The 21,068-nt window shown below is 41.5% G+C and carries 20 protein-coding genes and 2 pseudogenes; 3 read left to right on the top strand and 19 right to left on the bottom strand.

Annotation, left to right across the window (positions count from 1 at the left end; translation table 11 throughout):
- Nucleotides 1-3 precede the first annotated feature (3 nt).
- The 6 genes and pseudogenes from GTQ43_RS18800 to GTQ43_RS18775 all read right to left on the bottom strand — a co-directional run bounded on the left by GTQ43_RS18800 (nt 4) and on the right by GTQ43_RS18775 (nt 5,315).
- Nucleotides 4-723: a hypothetical protein gene (locus GTQ43_RS18800; protein ID WP_265274287.1), complete on the bottom strand. Its 720-nt coding sequence runs from the start codon at nt 721-723 to the stop codon at nt 4-6.
- Nucleotides 724-1,128: 405 nt separating this feature from the next.
- Nucleotides 1,129-1,323, bottom strand: coding sequence for a 30S ribosomal protein S21 (rpsU, locus tag GTQ43_RS18795; RefSeq protein ID WP_265274286.1), 195 nt, complete (start codon nt 1,321-1,323; stop codon nt 1,129-1,131).
- A 131-nt stretch (nt 1,324-1,454) separates the two neighbouring features.
- A complete protein-coding gene (locus GTQ43_RS18790; protein WP_265274285.1) occupies nt 1,455-1,766 on the bottom strand; it encodes an RNA recognition motif domain-containing protein in 312 nt (103 codons plus the stop codon).
- An 809-nt stretch (nt 1,767-2,575) separates the two neighbouring features.
- Nucleotides 2,576-3,436: a 3'(2'),5'-bisphosphate nucleotidase CysQ gene (locus GTQ43_RS18785; RefSeq protein ID WP_265276489.1), complete on the bottom strand. Its 861-nt coding sequence runs from the start codon at nt 3,434-3,436 to the stop codon at nt 2,576-2,578.
- A 69-nt stretch (nt 3,437-3,505) separates the two neighbouring features.
- Nucleotides 3,506-3,760: pseudogene (locus GTQ43_RS18780) on the bottom strand (transposase); the annotation flags it as partial.
- A 667-nt stretch (nt 3,761-4,427) separates the two neighbouring features.
- Entirely contained in the window at nt 4,428-5,315 is an 888-nt protein-coding gene (locus tag GTQ43_RS18775; RefSeq protein WP_265276488.1) for a sugar kinase, read from the bottom strand.
- Between the two features lie 167 nt (nt 5,316-5,482).
- On the opposite strand from GTQ43_RS18775, the gene rsmI reads away from it, so the two are divergent.
- The gene (gene rsmI, locus GTQ43_RS18770) at nt 5,483-6,343 is read left to right on the top strand and encodes a 16S rRNA (cytidine(1402)-2'-O)-methyltransferase (protein WP_265274284.1); all 861 of its coding nucleotides are present in this window, start codon (nt 5,483-5,485) and stop codon (nt 6,341-6,343) included.
- 124 nt (nt 6,344-6,467) lie between these two features.
- Here the strand turns inward: rsmI and GTQ43_RS18765 are convergent, their stop codons facing one another.
- The 3 genes from GTQ43_RS18765 to GTQ43_RS18755 form a co-directional block, all read right to left on the bottom strand.
- Nucleotides 6,468-7,145 carry a DUF6875 domain-containing protein gene (locus GTQ43_RS18765; protein WP_265274283.1) on the bottom strand — a complete coding sequence of 226 codons (678 nt, stop codon included), beginning with the start codon at nt 7,143-7,145 and terminating at the stop codon, nt 6,468-6,470.
- Between the two features lie 986 nt (nt 7,146-8,131).
- Entirely contained in the window at nt 8,132-9,805 is a 1,674-nt protein-coding gene (locus GTQ43_RS18760) for an alpha/beta hydrolase (RefSeq protein WP_265274282.1), read from the bottom strand.
- Between the two features lie 91 nt (nt 9,806-9,896).
- Nucleotides 9,897-10,154, bottom strand: a complete 258-nt coding sequence (locus tag GTQ43_RS18755; protein WP_265274281.1) for a hypothetical protein — start codon at nt 10,152-10,154, stop codon at nt 9,897-9,899.
- Nucleotides 10,155-10,339: 185 nt separating this feature from the next.
- On the opposite strand from GTQ43_RS18755, the gene GTQ43_RS18750 reads away from it, so the two are divergent.
- Complete coding sequence (locus GTQ43_RS18750; protein ID WP_265274280.1) at nt 10,340-10,795, top strand: hypothetical protein; 456 nt, start codon at nt 10,340-10,342, stop codon at nt 10,793-10,795.
- 29 nt (nt 10,796-10,824) lie between these two features.
- Here the strand turns inward: GTQ43_RS18750 and GTQ43_RS18745 are convergent, their stop codons facing one another.
- The gene (locus GTQ43_RS18745; RefSeq protein WP_265274279.1) at nt 10,825-11,859 is read right to left on the bottom strand and encodes a M20/M25/M40 family metallo-hydrolase; all 1,035 of its coding nucleotides are present in this window, start codon (nt 11,857-11,859) and stop codon (nt 10,825-10,827) included.
- 626 nt (nt 11,860-12,485) lie between these two features.
- On the opposite strand from GTQ43_RS18745, the gene GTQ43_RS18740 reads away from it, so the two are divergent.
- Nucleotides 12,486-13,694 carry a response regulator gene (locus GTQ43_RS18740; protein ID WP_265274278.1) on the top strand — a complete coding sequence of 403 codons (1,209 nt, stop codon included), beginning with the start codon at nt 12,486-12,488 and terminating at the stop codon, nt 13,692-13,694.
- A 155-nt stretch (nt 13,695-13,849) separates the two neighbouring features.
- Here the strand turns inward: GTQ43_RS18740 and GTQ43_RS18735 are convergent, their stop codons facing one another.
- From GTQ43_RS18735 to GTQ43_RS18695, 9 genes and pseudogenes are all read right to left on the bottom strand, one after another.
- Nucleotides 13,850-14,770: an NAD(+) kinase gene (locus tag GTQ43_RS18735; protein ID WP_265274276.1), complete on the bottom strand. Its 921-nt coding sequence runs from the start codon at nt 14,768-14,770 to the stop codon at nt 13,850-13,852.
- A 6-nt stretch (nt 14,771-14,776) separates the two neighbouring features.
- Entirely contained in the window at nt 14,777-15,082 is a 306-nt protein-coding gene (gene nuoK / locus GTQ43_RS18730; protein WP_006199065.1) for an NADH-quinone oxidoreductase subunit NuoK, read from the bottom strand.
- Nucleotides 15,083-15,141: 59 nt separating this feature from the next.
- The gene (locus GTQ43_RS18725) at nt 15,142-15,756 is read right to left on the bottom strand and encodes an NADH-quinone oxidoreductase subunit J (protein WP_265274267.1); all 615 of its coding nucleotides are present in this window, start codon (nt 15,754-15,756) and stop codon (nt 15,142-15,144) included.
- Nucleotides 15,757-15,882: 126 nt separating this feature from the next.
- Nucleotides 15,883-16,467, bottom strand: a complete 585-nt coding sequence (ndhI, locus tag GTQ43_RS18720; protein ID WP_265274265.1) for an NAD(P)H-quinone oxidoreductase subunit I — start codon at nt 16,465-16,467, stop codon at nt 15,883-15,885.
- 80 nt (nt 16,468-16,547) lie between these two features.
- Nucleotides 16,548-17,666: an NADH-quinone oxidoreductase subunit NuoH gene (gene nuoH / locus GTQ43_RS18715; protein ID WP_265274263.1), complete on the bottom strand. Its 1,119-nt coding sequence runs from the start codon at nt 17,664-17,666 to the stop codon at nt 16,548-16,550.
- A 321-nt stretch (nt 17,667-17,987) separates the two neighbouring features.
- On the bottom strand, nt 17,988-19,124 hold the full coding sequence (locus tag GTQ43_RS18710) for a citrate synthase (RefSeq protein WP_265274262.1): 1,137 nt from the start codon (nt 19,122-19,124) through the stop codon (nt 17,988-17,990).
- A gap of 108 nt (nt 19,125-19,232) precedes the next feature.
- Nucleotides 19,233-19,727: a phosphohistidine phosphatase SixA gene (sixA, locus tag GTQ43_RS18705; RefSeq protein WP_265274261.1), complete on the bottom strand. Its 495-nt coding sequence runs from the start codon at nt 19,725-19,727 to the stop codon at nt 19,233-19,235.
- A 52-nt stretch (nt 19,728-19,779) separates the two neighbouring features.
- Nucleotides 19,780-20,037: pseudogene (locus GTQ43_RS18700) on the bottom strand (hypothetical protein).
- Nucleotides 20,034-21,068, bottom strand: a complete 1,035-nt coding sequence (locus GTQ43_RS18695; RefSeq protein WP_265274260.1) for a hypothetical protein — start codon at nt 21,066-21,068, stop codon at nt 20,034-20,036. The pseudogene GTQ43_RS18700 and the gene GTQ43_RS18695 overlap by 4 nt, the downstream one beginning before the upstream one ends.

Here is a 21,068-nt window from a genome sequence, read left to right as displayed (position 1 = left end):
CCATTAGGGTAAACGTAAATCTGCTGCGATCGCATACAAGTAAGGTTGAAAAATAGCCAAGTTTTCTAGTTTATCAAACTTACCTGTTTGCGTACTTTTGTCAAATGCAGTGGTAATTACGTAAAGTTTGGTGCCATCAAAAGCAACATGACCGATATGTTGCTCTTGGACTCCACCTTTTTCCTTAAGTCCGGCGAATCCATAACGAATTCCCTGAAGCTTACCAATGGGTACTGGTTGCGGTGGGTATGTTGAGAAAGTAATCTCTTTTCCATATTCACCCTGACGATCTTTTGCAAAAGCAGCGTAGCGATCTTCAACCCAAGCCTTGAGTGCTGATAATACCTGGGTTTGGTATTTCGGATTTTGGTAGTCTACTTGGGAACCTGTTGGAATACCAGATGCTGCGAGTTTCTTTTGGAAATCCTCATTGTTTGCTAATAGGTAAACGTTAATCTCAACTGTACCCAAACGTTCCCCTTTGGAGGAGATACATAACAATGGTGCATTTCCTTCGCAAGCAGCAACTTGCCAGTTAGTTGGAGCAGAAGTGTTTCCCAGGATTTTCTGCCAGATATTTCCCTCTTTAGGGTTGGGAAGTTTTGCAACAGCAGGAGATTTTACAGCTTTGGGTTGAGAAAATTCGGGGAGAAAAAATTTTGCTCCTAGCGGTATTGACACTACCAAAATAGAACCTAATAATAAATGATAAAGTCGTAACATTTTTTTCAAAATCCAGAGCCAAGATTGCAGACTAACGATATCTAAAATACTTTGTGGGTATAGAGGAAGAATACATTTATATTGTTGCAAGTTCCGTAAATCGAACTCAACAAACTATAGCGCTTCTTGATAAAATTAGGTACAAGTTAGAATTAGGACAAAAGTCATTCGCGGCTATACAAACATAGACGCTTTGCGGCTTCCCACAGGGTAGCCTACCTTTATGGGCCGATAAGATAAAGTCAAGCTTTTTGAAACCTACAGAGTCAGGTTTTCTTTACATAGATGTGGTTTCTGACTGCCTATTTTATATATGCCTAATTACTTATGGTTCGCCGTAAAGATGGCAACAGTGAAGAGGTGCTGGGTGGATGTCAAATCTAAGAGCAAATTTGCTTGGATTTGTTAACTGAAGTGAGAACGTTGTTGACGACGTTGTTTGTGCTTCGCAACTACTTTGCGCTTTTCTTTTTCTATCGGCGTTTCAAAGTGACGCTTTTTTCTCATATCTTGGAAAATTCCGGCTTTAGAAACTTCCCGCTTAAATCTTCTTAAGGCTGATTCAATACCTTCATTCTCTCCTAAAACTACTTGTGTCATTCTCATTCCTCCTTAATGTGGATAAATAGTTTAAGGCTAGATACCAAATAAAATATTCCAGCAGAATTTAGCCTTTGGCTTTACCTGCTGGAGACTCTAAATGTGGAATTTTCGGAAATCGACTTTAGACTTTAGTAGCGATTATTGTTGCGGCGGGCATTACCACCACCCCAGTTCCCACGAGGAGAACCGCTTCTTTCCTCACGAGGTTTAGCTTTGTTCACTTTCAAGTCACGTCCCATCCATTCAGCACCATCAAGTGCATCAATGGCAGCTTGTTCTTGTGTGTCTGATTCCATTTCGACAAAAGCAAACCCACGAGGCCGGCCTGTTTCCCGATCTGTGGGTAGTTGAACACGGTTTACTGTTCCGTATTCTGCAAAAGCTTGCTTTAAGTCATCTTCTGTAACCTGATAGGACAGGTTCCCGACGTAAATTGACATAGAAATCTCCGAATTCAGGGAGTGTAGAGATGTGAACTACTCCGCCGTAAGACGGACGGAGCTTCCCAATTCACCGGGAATAGCTTCCAGAACTCCATAGTACTAGAAAGTCTGACATTCCCTCCAAGGGCAGGAGTCCTGGTTCCCAAGACCCAAATTTTTTTCTTGTAACACTTACCTATACAGCTTGGTTTTCGCTTACGGCATTGGTGGCCAAGACCTAATAATTTTATCAGAAAATTCTGGGGCTGTCTTGCAAAGTTGCTCCTCTACAGCGCTCCGCGCATCCTTCGGCGGGGGAGACCCCAAGACCGCACTTTGCGCTTCGTCATACATCTGATATTTGTTTTTGCTCTTGCAAAAAACTAATATCAGATGCAATCCTTATCCCCTGCTCCCTATCCCCACCTTATGAGTACATTGAAGGTGGGGACTTCCGCGACACGTTAAATTCGGAGAGACGGTTTTTAGAAATCAAAACTAGTTACTCAACCGAAAATAATCTTTATGTCCATGAGTGTAGCACAGCCTTCTGCCTTTGAATATCGTCTCATGCTGAATTTTATTCCCAATTAAAAACTATTAGGACAGGTTTACAGACCTGCCAAGGGCGAGATTTTGTTGTTTGTACTATGAAAGCTACATTTTTAACAGCAAACCAGTTTAGTTAGCGATCACTCTGGTATCTACTGCTTTGAAAATTCAGCTGTGGATTAAGGGGTAAAGATTATTATCGGTGGTGGGTGTAATCATAACATGCCCAACTGTCTTAAAAGCAAATTAAAAAATATTCATCCTCCAATCTCCCATTAGCTATGGTCTAACTGCACTAAAATCCTTTCTGCTTCCTTGCAAAGTACTTCGTGGTATTCACCGTTGCTAGCCAGCAAACCTCCCCATTGATTGATATCACCAGTGTTGTATTGTAATGGCGTACCGTCAAAGTGGGTAAACTTACCACCAGCTTCTGTTAAAATCAGTTCTGGGGCTGCGATATCCCAGTCTTTGGGCGCAGACTTGCCGGAAAGGGAAATGTAGATATCTGCTTGTTGCTCGACAATAGTGGCAATTTTGCAGCCGACACTACCCACACCTTTTTGATTTTGACAGGGTAAGTTTTGTAATAAGTAATCCAAGCGTTGGTTGCGGTGAGAGCGACTAACGACTAAAGTTAAATCCTCAACTCGTTTACCTGATGATACTTGTAAAGGAACAGAGCGATCGCGGGTTTCGACAAATGTTCCCCCACCTTTGGTAGCGTAATATAACTTTTCTGCCTCTGGTACTGCCACTACTGCTAATACTGGGCGGTTTTCATTGACTAAAGCAATGTGAACTGCATAGTCACCAGTTTTTTCGATAAAGTCTCGTGTACCATCCAAAGGATCGATTATCCATACCCAAGGGACGGAAGGGTTTGCGTCCGCACTTGCTAATTGATAAGTTTCTTCGCTGATGTAAGCAAAATCTTCATTACCCAAAGTTGCTTGTAGCTTCTGTAAAATATATTGACTTACAGCTATATCAGCAACAGTAACAGGCTCATTCTCTTTATATTCTACTTCTAAATTAGGGTCTTTTGCTGTGCCGTGGTAATACGATCGCAGTATATCTGCTGCACCCCAACCGATCTGACGAGCGATCGCTAATATTTCTTGTAAGTCTTTCATTAATTTAGCCCGATCTAAAATATGTATAACCTGAGTAGAGTTAGACCAAAAGCCTTGAGGAGTATTCTCTTTGATTTTGGCAATTGATTTGTTGTACCACTGATTCAGAGATTTCAGATGCAACCCATCAACAATAAATGATGTACCAACGTTCGTTACACACGCTAACCAATTGTTTAACCCGTGGTCAATACCAAGGACTTTAGACTTGTCAACTTGAATGCTAATGCTTTCGGTTTGGTAAACAAATTCTGCGTAAAAGCATCTATTTCTTGGCAATATTCGTATTTCTTTAATATCTGACCATTCTAGGTTTGACGGCATTGGTAAGAAAAATTCAGATATTCCAAACCAAGCCTTGACTTGATTCCCCAATGGGAACCGAATAAAACCATCTTTCAGTTTTAACCATCGTTTAGGGTACGTGACAGTGAACAAGCCTCCAGTTTGTCTGTAGTTTGGCGCTTTTGGCTTTTGGTCTAATTCTCCCTTTTGAGCTTTTGATAATAACTTTTTAAATGATTTAAAAGCTTCTCCAACGTTCAAACAAGTCTGCTGCATTGCCGAAGCATAGCCAGCATTGAAATGTTTGTTTCTCTTCATCTGGGCAGTCAAATCAAACCCACTAACAATCTTCCCCATCTTAAACCACATTTGCCGTGCGTAATAAACAGAACAGTTATATAAACTGTTTGATTCGTGGCAAAGATATTCAATTATTGCTTTTGTATCTTTGTCGCCTTTTATTAGTATCTGTTGACATCCAAACAATGCTAGTCGCCTCCAAAAACATTTTGCTTATTTATACTTATTATATTAGTACGAGTAGAGTTATGGCTTATATAAATGACCCATACCATGAAAGGCATTAATATTGAATGCAGATAAATCTGCGCGAGTCGATTTTCCACCCCGCAATCAATTGACGGGGCTACCAATCTCCCGGCAATTTTACGTGTATTTTGAGATGTAAAATTCTTAAAATTACGAATTATTTTAAATCCATCCAGCGCCGGGTACCAAAAAATTTGCAGGAATCAGCAGCAATATTAGCCGCTAGCGCCAGTGCATCAGTAAAACTTTCCCTCAAAATGTAATGACAAAAAGCACCATGAAAAATATCTCCAGCCCCTAATGTATCAACCGCTTGAATCCGTGGCACATCTACGATACCAGTTTTAGCGCAACTTAAGTATTCAATTGGTTTTTGTCCGTGGGTAATGGCGATGTCAGAAATGGCAAACCTACCCAGATAAGCAAAAACGTCTTCTCCAGTTTGGCAGTTAGGAGGATAAAAATTAGCCGAACAGATGGCATAATCTACAAATGGCAAAATTTTCTCAAATCCCGGCTTCCAACTGCCACCATCGATTACTACTGGGATATTTTGGGCTTTAGCCATTTGAGCTATAGAATAACCAACCGCCATCTGATGTCCATCAATTAGTACTATATTGACATTTGACAAAATATCTGGCGGGATAGATGCGTTGTTGGCTTGAGTTTTAACAGCATTGATAGAAACTACGGCTCGTTCACCAGTGGTTTGGGTGACAATGATTGAGGAAACAGGCGGTGCTAAATCAGTGGTAGGCTCAAGGTCTGCGATCGCAACTTTGTAATTTACCAAATCACCTCGAATTAGTTGCGTCATTGGGTGAGAACCCACTACACCCAAAATTGTAGCCCGATCGCCTAAATAGCTGAAAGTTACAGCCGCGTTGGTAGCTGGCCCCCCTGCTGCTACTGTATAGTCAATAGCAACAATCTTCTGATTATTCTTCGGAGCAGAGTCAGCAAGGTAAATCAAATCCAAGGTTACTAAACCCACAAATAACCCACGATCCGATTTGGGATTTTGGACTTCGGCTACGTTCATCTGAACAATTTGGGATTTTGGATTATCCATTCCTTTTATATGTTCGTATTGATATACATTAAGGTGGATCAATTCTTATTTTTAACTCCCAACTCTTGTACAGACGCGATTCATCCCATCTCTCCCCCCAACTCTTGTACAGACGCGATGAATCGCGTCTCTCCCTCATGCAAACCGATCCAAAACCAGGAACACTTTACGTTGTCGGCACACCAATTGGCAATCTGGAAGATATAACCTTTCGAGCGGTGCGAATTTTGCAGACTGTCGATATCATTGCTGCGGAAGACACCCGTCACACAGGGAAACTGCTACAACATTTTCAAGTGAAGACTCCCCAGGTGAGTTACCACGAACATAATCGTACCAGCCGCATTCCAGAATTATTAGAGCATTTAGTCAATAATAAAGCGATCGCACTGGTGAGTGATGCGGGAATGCCAGGTATTTCCGATCCTGGATATGAACTGGTGAAAGCCTGTATTGAGGCGGGGATTGCAGTAGTTCCCATTCCTGGCGCTAGTGCCGCAATTACGGCTTTGAGTGCAGCAGGATTACCAACGGATCGATTTGTCTTTGAAGGCTTTCTCCCAGCGAAAACTCAACAGAGACAAGAACATTTAGAATCTCTGCAAACAGAATCTCGCACCTTGATTTTCTATGAATCGCCCCACCGCTTGCGAGATACTTTGCAAGACTTAGCAGAAATTTGGGGAAGCGATCGCCAAATTGTGCTGGGACGAGAGTTAACTAAATTGTATGAAGAATTTTGGCGGGGGACAATTACCGAAGCGATCGCTCACTACAGTCAGCGAGAACCCCAAGGTGAATATACATTAGTAGTGGCAGGAATTCCAGCTAGTCAGCCCCAACTGACAGAAGAGGAGTTAAAAGCCGAATTGAAGCAGTTAATTAGTCAGGGAATATCGCGATCGCAAGCTAGCCGTCAGTTAGCAAAATTCACTTCTCTTCCCCGTCGCCAACTATATCAACTAGCTCTTTCTATAGTCCTCACTCCTGAGTTATGAGCAGCTAATATGTCATTGCGAGCGAAACAAAGTTGAGTGAAGTGAAGCAATCACAAGGTCTGCGATTGTACGATACCTCGCAATGTAATATTGTACTGCATCTGAATGGGAACCGCTATATATGCTAATGCACCAAATTTTCTTGTTTGAGTTGTTCTTTCGCTAAAGCCAATGCTTGATGAGCATTTTTAAACTTTATTGCATCTGTAAAATTATGACCAAAACACTTTAAATAAGCTTCCAGATAACGAATGCGTAAGTGTGGATCGGCAGGACTCACAAGAAAGGGGAGATCGGCTTCAACCATAAATCGGATAGCCAATAAGGGGATAGGGCTGCGAAGTGGACGAAAATTTGGGTTGTGCAAACCAAGACTTTCATTCCGTTGATGAAATTCTCCTATCATCAATCCTGACTCAACAAATAAAGGTTTAAGTTTTCTTTGAACACTATCTATTGATTGAGAAACATCTTCTATATGAACATCAGGAAAAATCAGTAAAAAAGCTTTATTTATTGCTAATTCCTGCTCTTTAACTTCCATCTCAATAAACATATCTCGGTAGCGTCCAACAATCTCTTCTATTTGTTCTGGATACAAATCCTTTGTATGAATCACTGCAAAACGAATACTGTCTGACTTGAGAGATTGAGGTACAAAAGGGCAAACTGCACCGGGTCTTCCTAAGTTAGGATGAGGTCTTCCTAAAAAATTTTTTACCCAATCCATAATTTCAATTAAGTAAGGAAGGTCTTCGTGTTGCTGGAGTTTTTTGATTTCAAGAGTTGTATAGAGTTGCATCAGCTTAAGTTCATTTGAGTAATTGTTTACTTTTGAAGCCAAAATTAGTGTATTATGCTGCGTGCCTAAAACTAATTATTGTCTGAACTAAACAAGCCTTAGTTTTTTGTTTCATCTGTAACTTAGAGAAGATAAAAATGCTCTAAGATTTTTGTGCATTTTAAAGAAATTTACATCAATAAATACACAAACATATTTTTGTCAAGCAACTTGTGTTGTAATCGTTCAGGGGGTAATGATACAATAGGGGTTTGAAGCGATAAAATCATGTTATTTAGCCTCGTCCCGTGAAATTTAGTGGTCTTAATAGTGCCCAAGACCCTAATAGTGCGTCACATCCCATTCTTATGCAGAGCAGATGAACGAAACAAGAACGGAAAATAGAGTTTTTTAGACTTGCGCGTACACTGTAGCCTTAACCCCTGAATTTTTACCTTGTCTTAAATTTATTTCTGGCACTTTAGCTAAGACATACATCTATTACCCAGCAGATGTTCCTAATTTTTTACACTCTCAAGCTTCCATTATTTTTAATAAAAAAATCATAAAGTTTATGTGTAAATAGTTATTTTTACTGTGAAAATTTAGGGTGATTTAACCCCAACTATTAAATATATTGCGATTTTAGTATATTTTAATACAGGTAATATATTACAAATGAAGTCCTATTTAAGTAGGTTCGTGTAAAAATTTGTAGTTGATATTAAGTCAGGAGCTTTGCTAGGGCATTGCGCTGGTTAGACTCACCGCAACGCCCTGGCTCTAGGCTGTTGACTGTGATGGAATTTGGTTTTTTTAGCTTATGCTATTTTTGGGGGAGTATAAAATCTCTCTGGTGTCATTGCGAGCGGAGCGAAGCAATCGCCTGGGATTGCTTCGCTCCGCTCGCAATGACGTATATTTTGCATGACTTTTTAACTCCTAAAAAGGCACAGAGTCAACAGCCTACCCTGGCTCCCTGACAAAATTTTTTATTTGGAAGTCCTTTATTTCTCAACAAATTCTTTCACCACTTTCATAGCATCAGGAGGAATCTGCCTAATTAGGCGAAATGGAAATGCCGCAGTTGAAGCAAACTGAGCATAATCTGATGTCAGAAAGATGGCGTAGTTTTTAGCTTCGGGAGTCATCTGTGCAGCAAAGGCTAAAGTTATAGCTTTAACGTACTTACGAACATCTGCTGCTTGTTCACCGACAACTTCACCGCCACTAATTGGTGTATTTGGTTGTCCGATCTGATCCAAAGTGGTACTGGGGTCTTTGACGCTTAGATGAGTGCCTCCAACTATAGCAACTAGCCATTTTGGGGATCGGATTTTGTCAAATCCGACAATCTGTTCAGTCAAAGCTGGGGTGGTTTTATCTGCGGAACCTGCTAACACTAGGGTAGGAACTTGCACCTTCGTTAACCCAGTTTCGCCAAAAATCAGAGAAGTTGTAGGATTGAGAGCGATCGCTTGTTTTATTCTCGTATCCCGTAATTCATAGCTATTTTCTGGTAGTTCTTCAGCGATGCACTGTATACCTTCTCCCAAACTCAAGATAGCCAAGTTCCTTTTGCAGCGTTCTTTGAGCCGTTCTAGTTGGAACTCGGCTCCAGCAAGTGCTAAAGCTGTACTACCACCAAAAGAATAGCCAACGACCATCACATTTGTAGTTGCAAGTTTCCCTTGTAGGGGATGATTAGGTGTTTGGTTAAGTTTTTCTAATTCGTCGAGGACAAAACTGATATCTTGAGGGCGATTTAAAAACTCTTGAGGCTTCATAACTCTGGTTTTGCCTTGTAATGCTGAGTCAACATTTGTCGCATTACTACCAGGATGTTCTAAAGCTGCTACTACATAACCGTGGGATGCTAAATGTTCTGCTAGGTAGCGCAAGTCCGTGCGGACTGATGCGAAGCCGTGAGAAAAGACAATCAGGGGTTTATCGGGAGTTGCAGCAGTTGACCAGTAAATATCAACTGGAATTTTGCGGTCACGCTTTTGGTCATTCAGACTTAAGTTGAGTACTTTTACTTGAGCCATTCCTGGTTGGCTGGGGTCAAAGGGGAAGGCAATCTTCGGTGGTTTGGGATCGATTTGGGAAGCGATGTCTGACGATAAGCCGCTATGGGTCAACGCTAGCATAAATTGCTGCGTGCGCCAGAAAGCTGTATTAAAACTCCCTGCCACTATAAAAGCATTTGGCAAATCAATTTCTAGGCGCTTACTCGGATAAGCGGCGATAAAACTCAGTACAGAAAGACCACGCGGTGCAGTAGAACCTAATACCAATCCTGCTCTCAGTGCTTGCACTCCAGCATTGTCCTTTCGGGCTAAGGCTGTAGCGAAGTCATGGAGAATAGTTGTGCCAATCTGGGTATTAAGTAAGTTACTAACAGTAACAACATTCATCGGTATATTCGTACCTAGTACCCCCAAGAAGAAGCGGCGTTGTTGTTCAGATAATCCTTTGGTATAAGGCTGCAAACTCCCAGGAAATTCCCCAGTTTTTGCAGCCTCTTGCAACTCAGCAAGAGAAATGGATTCTGTAAATAAACCCAAACGCACAACAACGGTGTCAGCAGCAATGGCCGGAGTATTTGCCCCAAGTTGTGTAAATACAATTGCACCAAAGAAACCCGCAACTGTCTTAAGACTTTTCCAACTTTTTCCCATAAATATTTATACCAATTGTTACTTACGGGAATATAACGAATATTTGTGTATTTGACTACCCCATTAATTGCTTATAAAGCAAAAGCGATGTCTACAACGGGTTATGATGCTCGTTCGCATTTGGCGTACCATTGGCAAGACTCGCCATCGATGTCGCTTGAATCTCCTCAAAGCATCTGCTGATGTGAACAAAGCTCATTAAAAGCAACGAATTGTAGAATTCATCACAGTTAAAAATTTGAGCATCAATCAGTGTTAACAGCCACAAAAGCCTGATTGTTTCTCCGCTAGGTTTAATAATGTAACGAAACTCTAGAACCGGGTAAGCGATCGCATCTCCAATCTGCACTTTTTTTAGGCTAATATCCTGACTGCAATTTTTTTTAACGAAAGTTAAACCGACCGCTTAATGTTTTGTGTTTGCCACTTGAGAAATAGTTGCAGGGGTATTACAGATGGATAGTCTTGCTGCTGTAGCAGCCCTATCATCACTCATCAAATTTATCAGCCGCATCAACAATTTTTCTTGGCTTTATGCGTCGCAGACTCCGCTATATTTTAATTTTACTGCTCTCCCTGAGTATTATTACGCTGTGTTGGTCTGTGAATGATTCTGATTGCGATTTCGAGGCTTTTCTCGCATCAAAAACTGCAAAATTTCAATTACATGCTACTAAAGTTATTGTTCAACCTTGGCGTGGTCGTCACCATGTATATGGAATTTTTATGATTCCCGATAAATACAAACAAGCTCCATTTTTTGTGGTGACAGTCCAAGGTGTTGGTAGTTATTGTTCAAAACAATTTGGTTATAAAAAAAACTTTGATGATATCTTTGCTCAACCAGGAACTTATTTGGTGAGGAAGTTTATTAGAACTCGAAAGGCTTTGTGGCTTATTCTCCAAGGTTTGTACTTTCAGCTTAATGATAAGCAGAACTGGACGTTGACTTTCCCCGAACCAAATACTAATATCTCTACGCGGAATTAGTGATTTTTTCTAGAATTACGAATTATTACTCAGCTTGGTGGTTGAGTTTCCAAAAGCTCGTTTTTCTCTAACAAGGCAGTAGTAGTATTGACCACAATCTGGGCTGCTCCTGTGAAAAACGATCGCTCAATGGTGATTGGAACATCACTAGGTTGATGATAGTGCGGAGTCCGTAAATTTGCCGTATCTGTAACCAATACAGCACCCACACCCTGATACCAAAATGGAGCATGATCGCTGCGTAGGGTATCTGGTGTCAGCAAACCTTTAAAAGGAATTGGTAGTATTAGAACTGGCGGCAGATTTGATTTTTGTTTATTCAGAGAGCTTTGAAAGGCATTCAGCAAAGGTAAATGTTCTATATCGCCAACTACTGCCAAAAAGTCGCCCTTGTCGCTAGGTGGAGTAACGGGTAATCCGGCAGGGTATTTCTGACACCCAACAGTGTAACAAGCATAACCTACCATATCCATAACGATCGCTCCACCCAAGTTTTGCAAACGTGCTTTCTTGCTCACAAAAGCCTGACTACCCAAAAGTCCTGCTTCTTCTTTGTCAAAAAAAGCTAGCTGTAACGTTCGTGGTGTGGAATGGGAACCCAGTAATCGCGCAACTTCCAGTACTACAGCAACACCACTAGCGTTATCATCAGCACCAGGAGAGAAGGCAACAGTATCATAATGTGCGGCGACAATAATTGCTTTCGCGGACTTGTCAGTTCCTCCACGTTCGGCAAAAATATTTACGCCCTCAGAGAATTTTTCTAATTTAGGTTTCCAGCCGAATTTTGTCAGTTCAGTTGTAATATAAGTGCGAGTAAGCGATCGCTCTTTTGTTGTATAGCGCTGAAAATTCAACTTTTGGATATGGGTTAACAGGTTGTCAGCAGACACTTGTAAAGCACTGTTAAGTTCTTTTAACTTTGTCTGTGGTTCAGATGTTTCCACTGGAATGCGCTCAATAGTTGTCGATGAGGAACGCTGCTCAAAAAATGTGCTACCTCTGCTACCTACTACTGCAACAGCTACTAGCGCCAACAGCATTAGCAAAATCCATTTTTTCATGTGATTTATTCTTAGCTTATCCGACTTGTAGAAAGTTCAATTATCTATAGTTCAAGTTGTTGGGTATCTAGGGGTTAAATCCAACTAACTTAATAACTTAAAAATCTGATTAAAAAACAGCAGATCAAGTAAAGAGTGCATAAAGATGGTATTTTATGTACCAAGACCGGGAATAATTTAAGTTACATTGTTTGGGATTATGCCATTATATTAACTCCAAATTTTGATCCGAAAAAATTTAAAGTATTTGGTATATTTTCTGTGCAAATTTGAGGGATTTACATCTTAAAAAAGATTCTATCGCCGGGACACAAGAACTTGCGCCCCTAAAAATGTACAAATCATTTGGGGTAATTTGTTTTTTGGAAGTTTCTTGGTTAAGGAAGTAGTTAGATAGAAGGAGCGATTTTGTCTATCAGCATAAAACAGAGTTAAAAAAGATCCAAAAAACACAAAAAAACTGTTTGAAGCATATTTTTGAGGAAAAAAAGATTTTGACGTTTTTGCCTAGATAGTAAAAACTGGGCTAATAATATGATATTTTTTACATTACTTATTAACATATTTTGAATTATTCTCACCTGCTAACTTAGGTGCTTCCAAATTACTTTTAGAACAGGCAGCTTATGAACAAGATCGGAATTTTATCAAACACACAGACAATTCAGATTCTCATTGTTGAGGATGAGTATATTCTGGCTATGAATTTACAAGAAACTTTAGAATTACTAGGATACACTGTTTCCGATATTGCCGATTCCGCAGAAACGGCTATTGAGAAAGCTGCTAAACTACTGCCAAACTTGGTTTTGATGGATATCCGGTTGCGGGGTGAGATGGATGGTATTCAGGCGGCAGAAATAATCTGGAATCGTCTTCAAATCCCTATCGTCTACATCACCGGACATTCTGACAAAAGCACTGTGGAGCGGGCTAAATTGACATTTGCTTTTGGTTACATCCTCAAACCTGTCAAAGAGCAACAACTTTATGTTGCCATTCAAACAGCACTCAATTGCTATCAACGCGAGCAATTGTCACAACTCCAACAGATAAACCAGTTGAAGCAGGATTTTTTAGCAACTAGCTCTCATGAAATGCGAATGCCATTAGAGAATATTAAAATGACAATATCTGTCCTTGAAAATATTCTTGAGCGAGAGGGCGTTTTCAATTCAGAGCTACTTTCTCCATTTGAGTCTGTAGCTGGCTACCTAAATATCCTGAATCAACAGTGTGAAGAAGGGTTAAATTTAGTGAACAATTTGCTGTCTATGCAGATGCTTGATAAAGATGTTTATCCATTAGAATTAACTTCATTTCAGCTTCAAGACTGGCTTCCTCATGTAGCTTTATATTTTCGAGAACGCGCTCGTTCTCAGCAACAAATTTTCCAGGTTAGCATTCCCCCAGATTTACCACCTATAGTTTCAGACTTAGCTATTCTGACTAAAATTGTCTCAGAATTACTCAACAATGCCTGTAAGTATTCTCCTCCTGATGAGGAGATTAAATTAACTGCCCAGATCGTCTACATTACAGAGAGTCAAATCAATGAAGATGCTCAGTCTGATGTAGTAACAAATTTTCAAGTACCTTTTTTTAAAATTACAATTAGCAATTCTGGTGTGATAATTCCCGAAAAAGATAAATCTCGGATTTTTGAGCCATTTTACCGAATTCCTTACAACGATTTCTGGAAAAGTGGCGGTACAGGATTGGGTTTGGCATTAGTTAAGAAGTTCGTAGAATATCTTAAAGGTAGGATAGAAGTTAGCAGTATTCAAGGTTTGACAAGATTCACTTTTCTACTACCATTAAGCACATCTAAATAATTCATCATTCGTAATTACCATCGATTATTATTAAAATGAAACGGGATTAGCAAAAAAAGTCAAAATCAGGACAGAAAGCCCCTGGATTTATCCGGGGGCTGAGATAATTTTGGTGGCGATCGCAATCTGCGGTAGATGCACTCTAAAATACTTAATTAATTACGGTGATTATTGTTGTAGTGAACCCTTGTACCTGCCCAAAGCAACTTCTCCCGTAGCGTCTGATAGTAGGAATTGTTCTCGCGCAAAATAATAAATTTAGCCCGACACTCTGCCATCCGCACATCAACACGGTGTCCCGGCCAAATCGAAGTCCCTAAAACTCCATCTGTCCACAGTTTGGTACTCAAATCGTAATCCCCCAAAGGCCAAATACTCACCACAGAACCAGGGGGTAAAACGAGAGGGCGACTAGAAAGGCTCATTGCACAAATAGGAGTGATGGTAAGCGCCTCCATCCCATCGTGCATAATCGGCCCATTAGCAGAAACGGTGTAACCAGTAGAACCTGTAGGAGTGGAAATAATCAACCCATCCCCAACGTACTGATCGACTACCTCACCGTCGATTTCCATTTCTAGGATTGAGGTAATCATTCGGTCAGCAGAGGCGGGTTTGACACAAAATTCATTCAAAGCCAGGTAACGTTCACTCACTGGTTCCAAATTAGACCCGTGACCCTCATATACCGCAGCCTGTAACATCATCCGTCGTTGGATAGCATAGCGATCCTCAAACAGCCGATCCCAAACTTTTTCTGTATCTTGAAACTCTTCCACTGACTCAGTTAAAAACCCCAGATGACCGCCTACATTCACTCCCAGAATTGGGATGCCAACTGGGGCTAAATGTCTGGCACTGGTTAAAACAGTACCATCGCCACCGAGTACCAAGGCGAGATCGATTGGTTGAGCCGCCGAAGCCAAAAAGACTGGATAAGGGTTGTCTTTTGGCCCGCTAGGCCCCATCAACACCTGGCACTCGCGGCTTTCTAGTTGTTTAGCACAGATTTCTGCCCATTGTTTACTCCGGGCATCCCGCGCTTTATAAGCAATGATTACCTGCTTGAGTTGCACGCACAATTACCACTTCAGGAGATTAAACTGCTCCATATCGACGGTATCGCGGTTGCGATAAATGGCCAGCACGATCGCTAAACCCACCGCCGCCTCGGCTGCGGCCACGGTAATCACAAATACTGTGAAAACCTGACCCTTAATTAATGTTGAGTCGAGGAAGTTGGAAAATGCCATTAAATTCAGATTAACAGCGTTGAGCAGTAATTCAATTGACATCAACACCCGCACAGCGTTGCGGCTGGTAATTAAACCGTAGATGCCAATGCAGAATAAAGCGGCTGCTAGTAATAAAAAGTACTGGAGTTGCATGAATCTGAGTATCCCTCCTGAAAAAACTGGTTTTTTGTCTGCGAATGAAGTCGCAAATATTACTCTTTTGTTTCGCTGGTTGTTGATACCAGTTCTCTGGGGCGTTCTGGCAAAGTCAAAATAGTTTGTCGCAGATCGGATCGTGTCAATTCGTCTGGCAAATACTCACGACGAGCCAAAATAATTGCTCCTACCATCGCTATCAGCAGCAAAATGGAAGCCAGTTCAAAAGGTAGTAAAAAGTCAGTGAAGAAATGCTCTCCAATCAAAACTATAGAGCTTTCACCACCCACTACGGGAGCAGTTGAGTAAGCCCAAGGAGTAGCCAGCACCATTGTACTTAAAAGACCAAACAATCCTACGCTGACTAGACCTGTAAGTACTTTACGCACCCAAGAGTTAGGAAATGCGACAAAATCCTGCCGCTTGTTCACCAACATAATGGCAAACAAAATTAGCACGTTAACCGCCCCAACGTAAATTAGTATTTGTGCAGCTGCAACAAAATCACCATTTAGTAACAGGTAAATTCCTGCCATGCTGATGAACACACCCCCCAGCAAAAAGGCAGAATAGACGATGTTGGAGAACAGTACCACACCAATGGCCGAACCAATCATCATCACGCCCAGTATGCCAAGCGATACTAACTGTACTCCTTCTGCTAGATTCACTGTTTTTTGTCCTTAGTCAATCAATTTTGGATTTTAGATTTTAGATTTTAGATTTTAGTTTCAATCCAAAATCACAAATTTGCATGGTCATTGGTCATTAGTTACTAGGAAAATGACAAATGACATTTATTTTTCTGTTTGTTCTACCAAGTCTTCTGGACGCGCACCTGCACGGGGGGCATCTGCGGGTACTCCGTGGGGTTCGAGGACACCTTTGGGTAGATAAACTAGTTCGCGCAGTGGTGTAACCATTGGGTCATCTGTTACCTTATAAGGCAGACGACCTAGAGCTACGTTGTCATAGTTCAATTCATGGCGATCGTAAGTGGCAAGCTCATACTCTTCTGTCATGGATAGACAGTTAGTGGGGCAAAATTCCACACAATTACCGCAAAAGATACAAACTCCAAAGTCAATGCTGTAGTGGTCGAGTTTTTTCTTTTTGCTGGCTTTGTCGTATTCCCAATCGACTACAGGTAGATTAATTGGACAAACACGAACGCAAACTTCGCAAGCGATGCACTTATCAAATTCAAAGTGAATCCGACCGCGAAACCGTTCGCCAGGAATCAGTTTTTCGTAAGGGTACTGTACAGTAATCGGTCGCCGCCGCATGTGGTCGAAGGTGACAGAAAGCCCCTGACCAATGTAACGCGCAGCTTGTACCGTTTCTTTAGCGTAATCACCAACTTGTTTTAGGAACTTGAGCATTTTGTGTCTCTCTCTTTTCAATTTTGGATTTTGGATTTTAGATTTCAGACTTAATCTAAAATCTAAAATCTAAAATTGCTTTACCCGCCAAAAGCGAAGGGAAAGGCTAGTTTCAGGGCGGCGGTTAATAGGAGATTAACCAAGCCAACTGGTAACAAAAACTTCCATCCTAAATCTAACAGTTGGTCAATCCGTACCCGTGGCACTGTCCAGCGCAACAGGATGGCGACAAATACTAGTAAATAGGCTTTGAAGACGGTCATCGTGATTCCCAAAGCAGCAGTTACTATCTGGAACACGGGATTTAGTTCACTGACTCCCAACCAACCAGCGATGAGGTTGAGGGGAATAGGAAAGTCCCAACCGCCCAGGTAGAGAATTGCTACTAGTAAGGAAGAAAGGATCAAGTTAACGTAGGAACCCAGGTAGAACAGACCGAATTTCATGCCTGAATATTCAGTTTGATAACCTGCAACTATTTCTTCTTCCGCTTCGGGTAAGTCAAAGGGTAATCGTTCGCATTCAGCTAGGGCGGCTATCCAAAAGATCAGAAAACCAACTGGTTGTCGCCAAATATTCCAGCCTAGAATGCCGTAGCCAGACTGCTGATTGACAATATCAACAGTGTCAAGGCTATTAGACATCATAGCGATCGCTAACACCGCCAATGCCAAAGGAATTTCATAACTAATAGATTGCGCTGCTGCCCGCAAGCCCCCTAGGAGGGAGTATTTGTTATTAGATGCGTAGCCAGCCATCAGCAAGCCAATGGGTTGAATACTTGACAAGGCAATCCACAAGAATACGCCCATGCCCACATTGCTAATAACGATATTCTGCCCAAAGGGAACGATCAGGAACGACAGAAACACCGGAATTACAACAATAATTGGGCCAAGAGTAAACAGCCAGGGATCAGACTTGGCTGGTACTATATCTTCTTTAAATACCAACTTCAAACCATCAGCTACAGGCACTAGCAACCCAAAAGGCCCCTGGTATTCTGGCCCAATTCGCTGCTGTGCGGCAGCGGAAATTTTTCGTTCTAGCCAAGTAGCAACTAATACCCCCACTGTTGCCCCAATCAGCATCAGTATCATTGGCAGGGGCATCCAAATCGCTTTGGCTGTTCCTGCTGGTAAACCTAAATCCCGGAGGGATTCAATAAAAGTTCCTTGGAGGTCAATTCCTGAGTTCATGTTTCCGCTCTTTAAGACATCGAGTCATAGTGAGTTACAACTATTAGTTAAATTAATACCTGTAAATTCACCCATTTTTAATTTTTGCCCAGATGACGCTTGATTGAAGATTTGTCGCTAATTCCCATGCCTAGTATATCGTTGGATGGTTTTAGCCCTCTGAAGCGATACGAGAACTTCTACTTATGGTTGGCATTGGGATTGGCTATTGAGGGGATGGGGGGATGGAGCGGAGGGGCAGGGGAGGCAGGGGAGGCAGGGGAGGCAGGGGAGGCAGGGGGAGAAATAACCAATCCCCAATGCCCCATGCCCAATGCCCAATTACCGTTTGTCAATTGGGGTATAAGTAACTTCGTGCAGACCGTTGTAAACCTGCGTTGGACGGAAAATGCGGTTTTCTGCTAGTTGTTCTTTCCAGTGGGCTAGCCAACCGGCAACGCGAGCGATCGCAAATATTGGTGTAAACAAGTCTGTAGGAATCCCCATCTTCCTATACACCAAACCAGAGTAAAAGTCAATATTGGGATAAATCCCTTTGCTACCGAGTTTTTCCTCTACCACGCGTTCCATCTCTAGGGCGATGTCATAGAACTTGTCATGCCCAAACTTTTCAAACAGTTGCTCTGCTAAATCTTGTAAAATTATGGCTCGTGGGTCTTTTACTTTATACACACGATGTCCAAAGCCCATAATCTTAGATTTAGTTTCTAGACAATGCTCTATATAAGGACGGACATTTTCTACAGAGCCAATTTTTTCCAACATCTGAATTACTTCTTCATTAGCTCCACCATGCAGGGGCCCACCCAAAGTTCCCACAGCACTAGCAACCACAGCGTAAGGATCGGTTAAGGTAGAAGCTGTCACCCTAGCACTGAAGGTAGAAGCATTCATTGTATGCTCGACTTGAAGTATCAAGCAGATATCAAAAATCCGCGCCATCAAAGGATCGGGTTCTCGCTCATCGAGCATATATAGAAAGTTGGACGAATAGTCTAAGTCATCACGGGGACGTACCGGGTCATTGCCTTTTCGCATCAGTTGGAACGCCGCTACCATCGTGGGAATCGTTGCTATCAGGCGCACTACTGAATCTCGAATGTAGGCAGGATTATGTAAATCCCGGAGTGAATAAAACAAGCCTAAAGCCGCAGCAGAGGCTTGCAAGGCATCCATTGGGTGGCCGCTTTCTGGAAAGCATTTCATCATGTCCCGAATGCGGTATTTTATCCGCCGGTGGTAACGAACTTCATGCTCAAATGCTTCCAGTTCTTCCTTGCTTGGCAGTTCGCCCCAAATTAAGAGATAAGCAGTTTCCAGGAATGTACTTTTTTCTGCTAGTTCCTCAATTCGGATGCCACGATATTCTAGTATTCCTTTTTGCCCATCAACATAGCTGATACTTGATTGAGCGGCGGGAATGCCTTCTAAACCAGGCTTGTATTCGCACACCATCATGGCACCACCATTTGCTTTTTGAAATATCTGATCAAGCTAACTTACCAGAAATTTATTGTCGCCATAACAGTAGCGGTTCTAACAACAATCGAAAATGTTGAAAAACTGTTATAGCAGGTACTTGGGTGGTGTCAACCAAAACATCTGACTCCGACCCAGAGGAGAACCTGTTTCTGGTAGTTTTATCCCAATCATACCTGCTTTTTTCAAGACTAAGCTTTCTTTGACTTCTCCCCACAGGAAAATTTCTGCCCAATTGCTTAAACCAGGTTCGTGTCCAACCAGCGCCAGTTGGGTATTTTCGGAATAATTTCTCGGTTCTAACCAGTCTTTAAGCCAACTAGAAATTTCACCATCTGGGGCGAGGTGGCTTGATTCCTCTAACTTGGGGCTTAGTTTTTCTTCTATAAGGATTTCAGCCGTTTGCCGGGCCCGCACTAAGGGGCTGGTGAGAATTAAATCAAAGTTTAAACCTAATTTAACAAGTTTTTGGGCAACTTTCTCAGTTTTTTGCCTTCCTTCTTTGGTTAGGCTGCGTTCCTCATCCTTGATGCCTAATCCCTGTTCTTCGGCGATACCATGACGAATTAAGTATAGTTCCATATTTTGTATTACTTAGTGATCGGTTAGGCTGCTCTTATGCAATGTTAGAACGCTATCCACCACTTAGCAATCTGTCATACTCTGGATGCGATCCAATCAAACCATACAAAATTATCATCTTCTTTTACAGCAAGCGCCCGATAATATATACCAATACGCACTGACCAAAACTGACCGACTTTTTTGAAATGCAATGATGGATATTTGGGATCTTCCCGAAGAAACTCGTAACATCGATCAGCAAGCTCTTGGATATCAATTGGTAACTGGCGATAGTAATACCAAAATCAGGGGTTGCTCGATGTTTCACAGGTCAGTACAACGCCCTTCTCGAAGATGTTTGAGTGCTTTCTGTGCCAATACATCTAACCGACCAGCAGCGACATCTTCTTCAATCTGTTTATCCCAGGCTGCTGCATCGAATTCTGCAAACCAGGTACGAAATGCGGCGAGATCCTCTGGTGAAAGTTGACTAATATCGCATTTGACATTTATAAGCTGTTCGTCGTTTACGTTTAATTCTTTCTTTAGTTCCTCATTTCCTAGTGCTAAAAAAAGCCTTTTATTGATTAAATTTTGCCATAATTTTTGTCGTTTATCCCAGTCTGCTGCATCGAATTCGGCAAACCAGGCACGAAAAGCAACTAGATTCTCTGATGAAACTTGACTAATATCGAATTTGACTTTCCATTCCGCTAACAATTCACGAACCAAATTGTCAAAATTATGTACAACTGGCAAATTTAGGTTTTCAATATATCCGTGAGCAAGACGATTCCAAACTTCAAAACAGGCTTGAGCAAGGTCAAATTGAGAGATTGATAACTCTCCAAAGGAGTACAGATGTCTTAGTAATCCTATAACGGGGAAACGTTCAATAGGAATTGACACATCGACTGCTCGCTTTCTTAAAGCCCCCTCAAATATACTCCACATAAAAATAAAACCAGGCTCAATTTCATCATTTTCAATCAGCTTATGTGCTTGGATAAACCGATCGGTTAGCTCTTGCCATGAAGGAAATTGTTCGGATGTTCCAGGTAATGACTTGGCTTCTATATCTTCAAGCGTTACCAATAAAAAATGCCAACCTGGATGCGTACTAACTTCCTCTGCTAAAGCTTGTAAACGATCAACCGACAGACGCTTGAGGCTGTTTTTTACTTCAATTACCAAACCCAAACCGTCTTTAATAGCAATTAAATCTGGCTGGTAGTTACCCAAATCAAATGGTAATTCATCTGTTTTGAGTTCAGTTAAAACATGAAATCCTTGACTTTCATACTTCTCTGCCAGAGATTTCACTTTTTCATCATATAGAATTTTAGTATTGTTAGTCAT

Source organism: Nostoc sp. KVJ3 (assembly GCF_026127265.1).
GTDB lineage: Bacteria > Cyanobacteriota > Cyanobacteriia > Cyanobacteriales > Nostocaceae > Nostoc.
This window is presented reverse-complemented; position numbering and strand designations above follow the sequence as displayed.

Bases quoted from the DNA above. Each gene is read 5' to 3' on its own strand.
- GTQ43_RS18800 (WP_265274287.1), bottom strand. From the start codon at position 723: ATGTTACGACTTTATCATTTATTATTAGGTTCTATTTTGGTAGTGTCA.
- rpsU (WP_265274286.1), bottom strand. From the start codon at position 1,323: ATGACACAAGTAGTTTTAGGAGAGAATGAAGGTATTGAATCAGCCTTA.
- GTQ43_RS18790 (WP_265274285.1), bottom strand. From the start codon at position 1,766: ATGTCAATTTACGTCGGGAACCTGTCCTATCAGGTTACAGAAGATGAC.
- GTQ43_RS18785 (WP_265276489.1), bottom strand. From the start codon at position 3,436: ATGAAAGACTTACAAGAAATATTAGCGATCGCTCGTCAGATCGGTTGG.
- GTQ43_RS18775 (WP_265276488.1), bottom strand. From the start codon at position 5,315: ATGAACGTAGCCGAAGTCCAAAATCCCAAATCGGATCGTGGGTTATTT.
- rsmI (WP_265274284.1), top strand. From the start codon at position 5,483: ATGCAAACCGATCCAAAACCAGGAACACTTTACGTTGTCGGCACACCA.
- GTQ43_RS18765 (WP_265274283.1), bottom strand. From the start codon at position 7,145: ATGCAACTCTATACAACTCTTGAAATCAAAAAACTCCAGCAACACGAA.
- GTQ43_RS18760 (WP_265274282.1), bottom strand. From the start codon at position 9,805: ATGGGAAAAAGTTGGAAAAGTCTTAAGACAGTTGCGGGTTTCTTTGGT.
- GTQ43_RS18750 (WP_265274280.1), top strand. From the start codon at position 10,340: ATGCGTCGCAGACTCCGCTATATTTTAATTTTACTGCTCTCCCTGAGT.
- GTQ43_RS18745 (WP_265274279.1), bottom strand. From the start codon at position 11,859: ATGAAAAAATGGATTTTGCTAATGCTGTTGGCGCTAGTAGCTGTTGCA.
- GTQ43_RS18740 (WP_265274278.1), top strand. From the start codon at position 12,486: ATGAACAAGATCGGAATTTTATCAAACACACAGACAATTCAGATTCTC.
- nuoK (WP_006199065.1), bottom strand. From the start codon at position 15,082: ATGCAACTCCAGTACTTTTTATTACTAGCAGCCGCTTTATTCTGCATT.
- ndhI (WP_265274265.1), bottom strand. From the start codon at position 16,467: ATGCTCAAGTTCCTAAAACAAGTTGGTGATTACGCTAAAGAAACGGTA.
- nuoH (WP_265274263.1), bottom strand. From the start codon at position 17,666: ATGAACTCAGGAATTGACCTCCAAGGAACTTTTATTGAATCCCTCCGG.
- GTQ43_RS18710 (WP_265274262.1), bottom strand. From the start codon at position 19,124: ATGATGGTGTGCGAATACAAGCCTGGTTTAGAAGGCATTCCCGCCGCT.
- sixA (WP_265274261.1), bottom strand. From the start codon at position 19,727: ATGGAACTATACTTAATTCGTCATGGTATCGCCGAAGAACAGGGATTA.
- GTQ43_RS18695 (WP_265274260.1), bottom strand. From the start codon at position 21,068: ATGACTAACAATACTAAAATTCTATATGATGAAAAAGTGAAATCTCTG.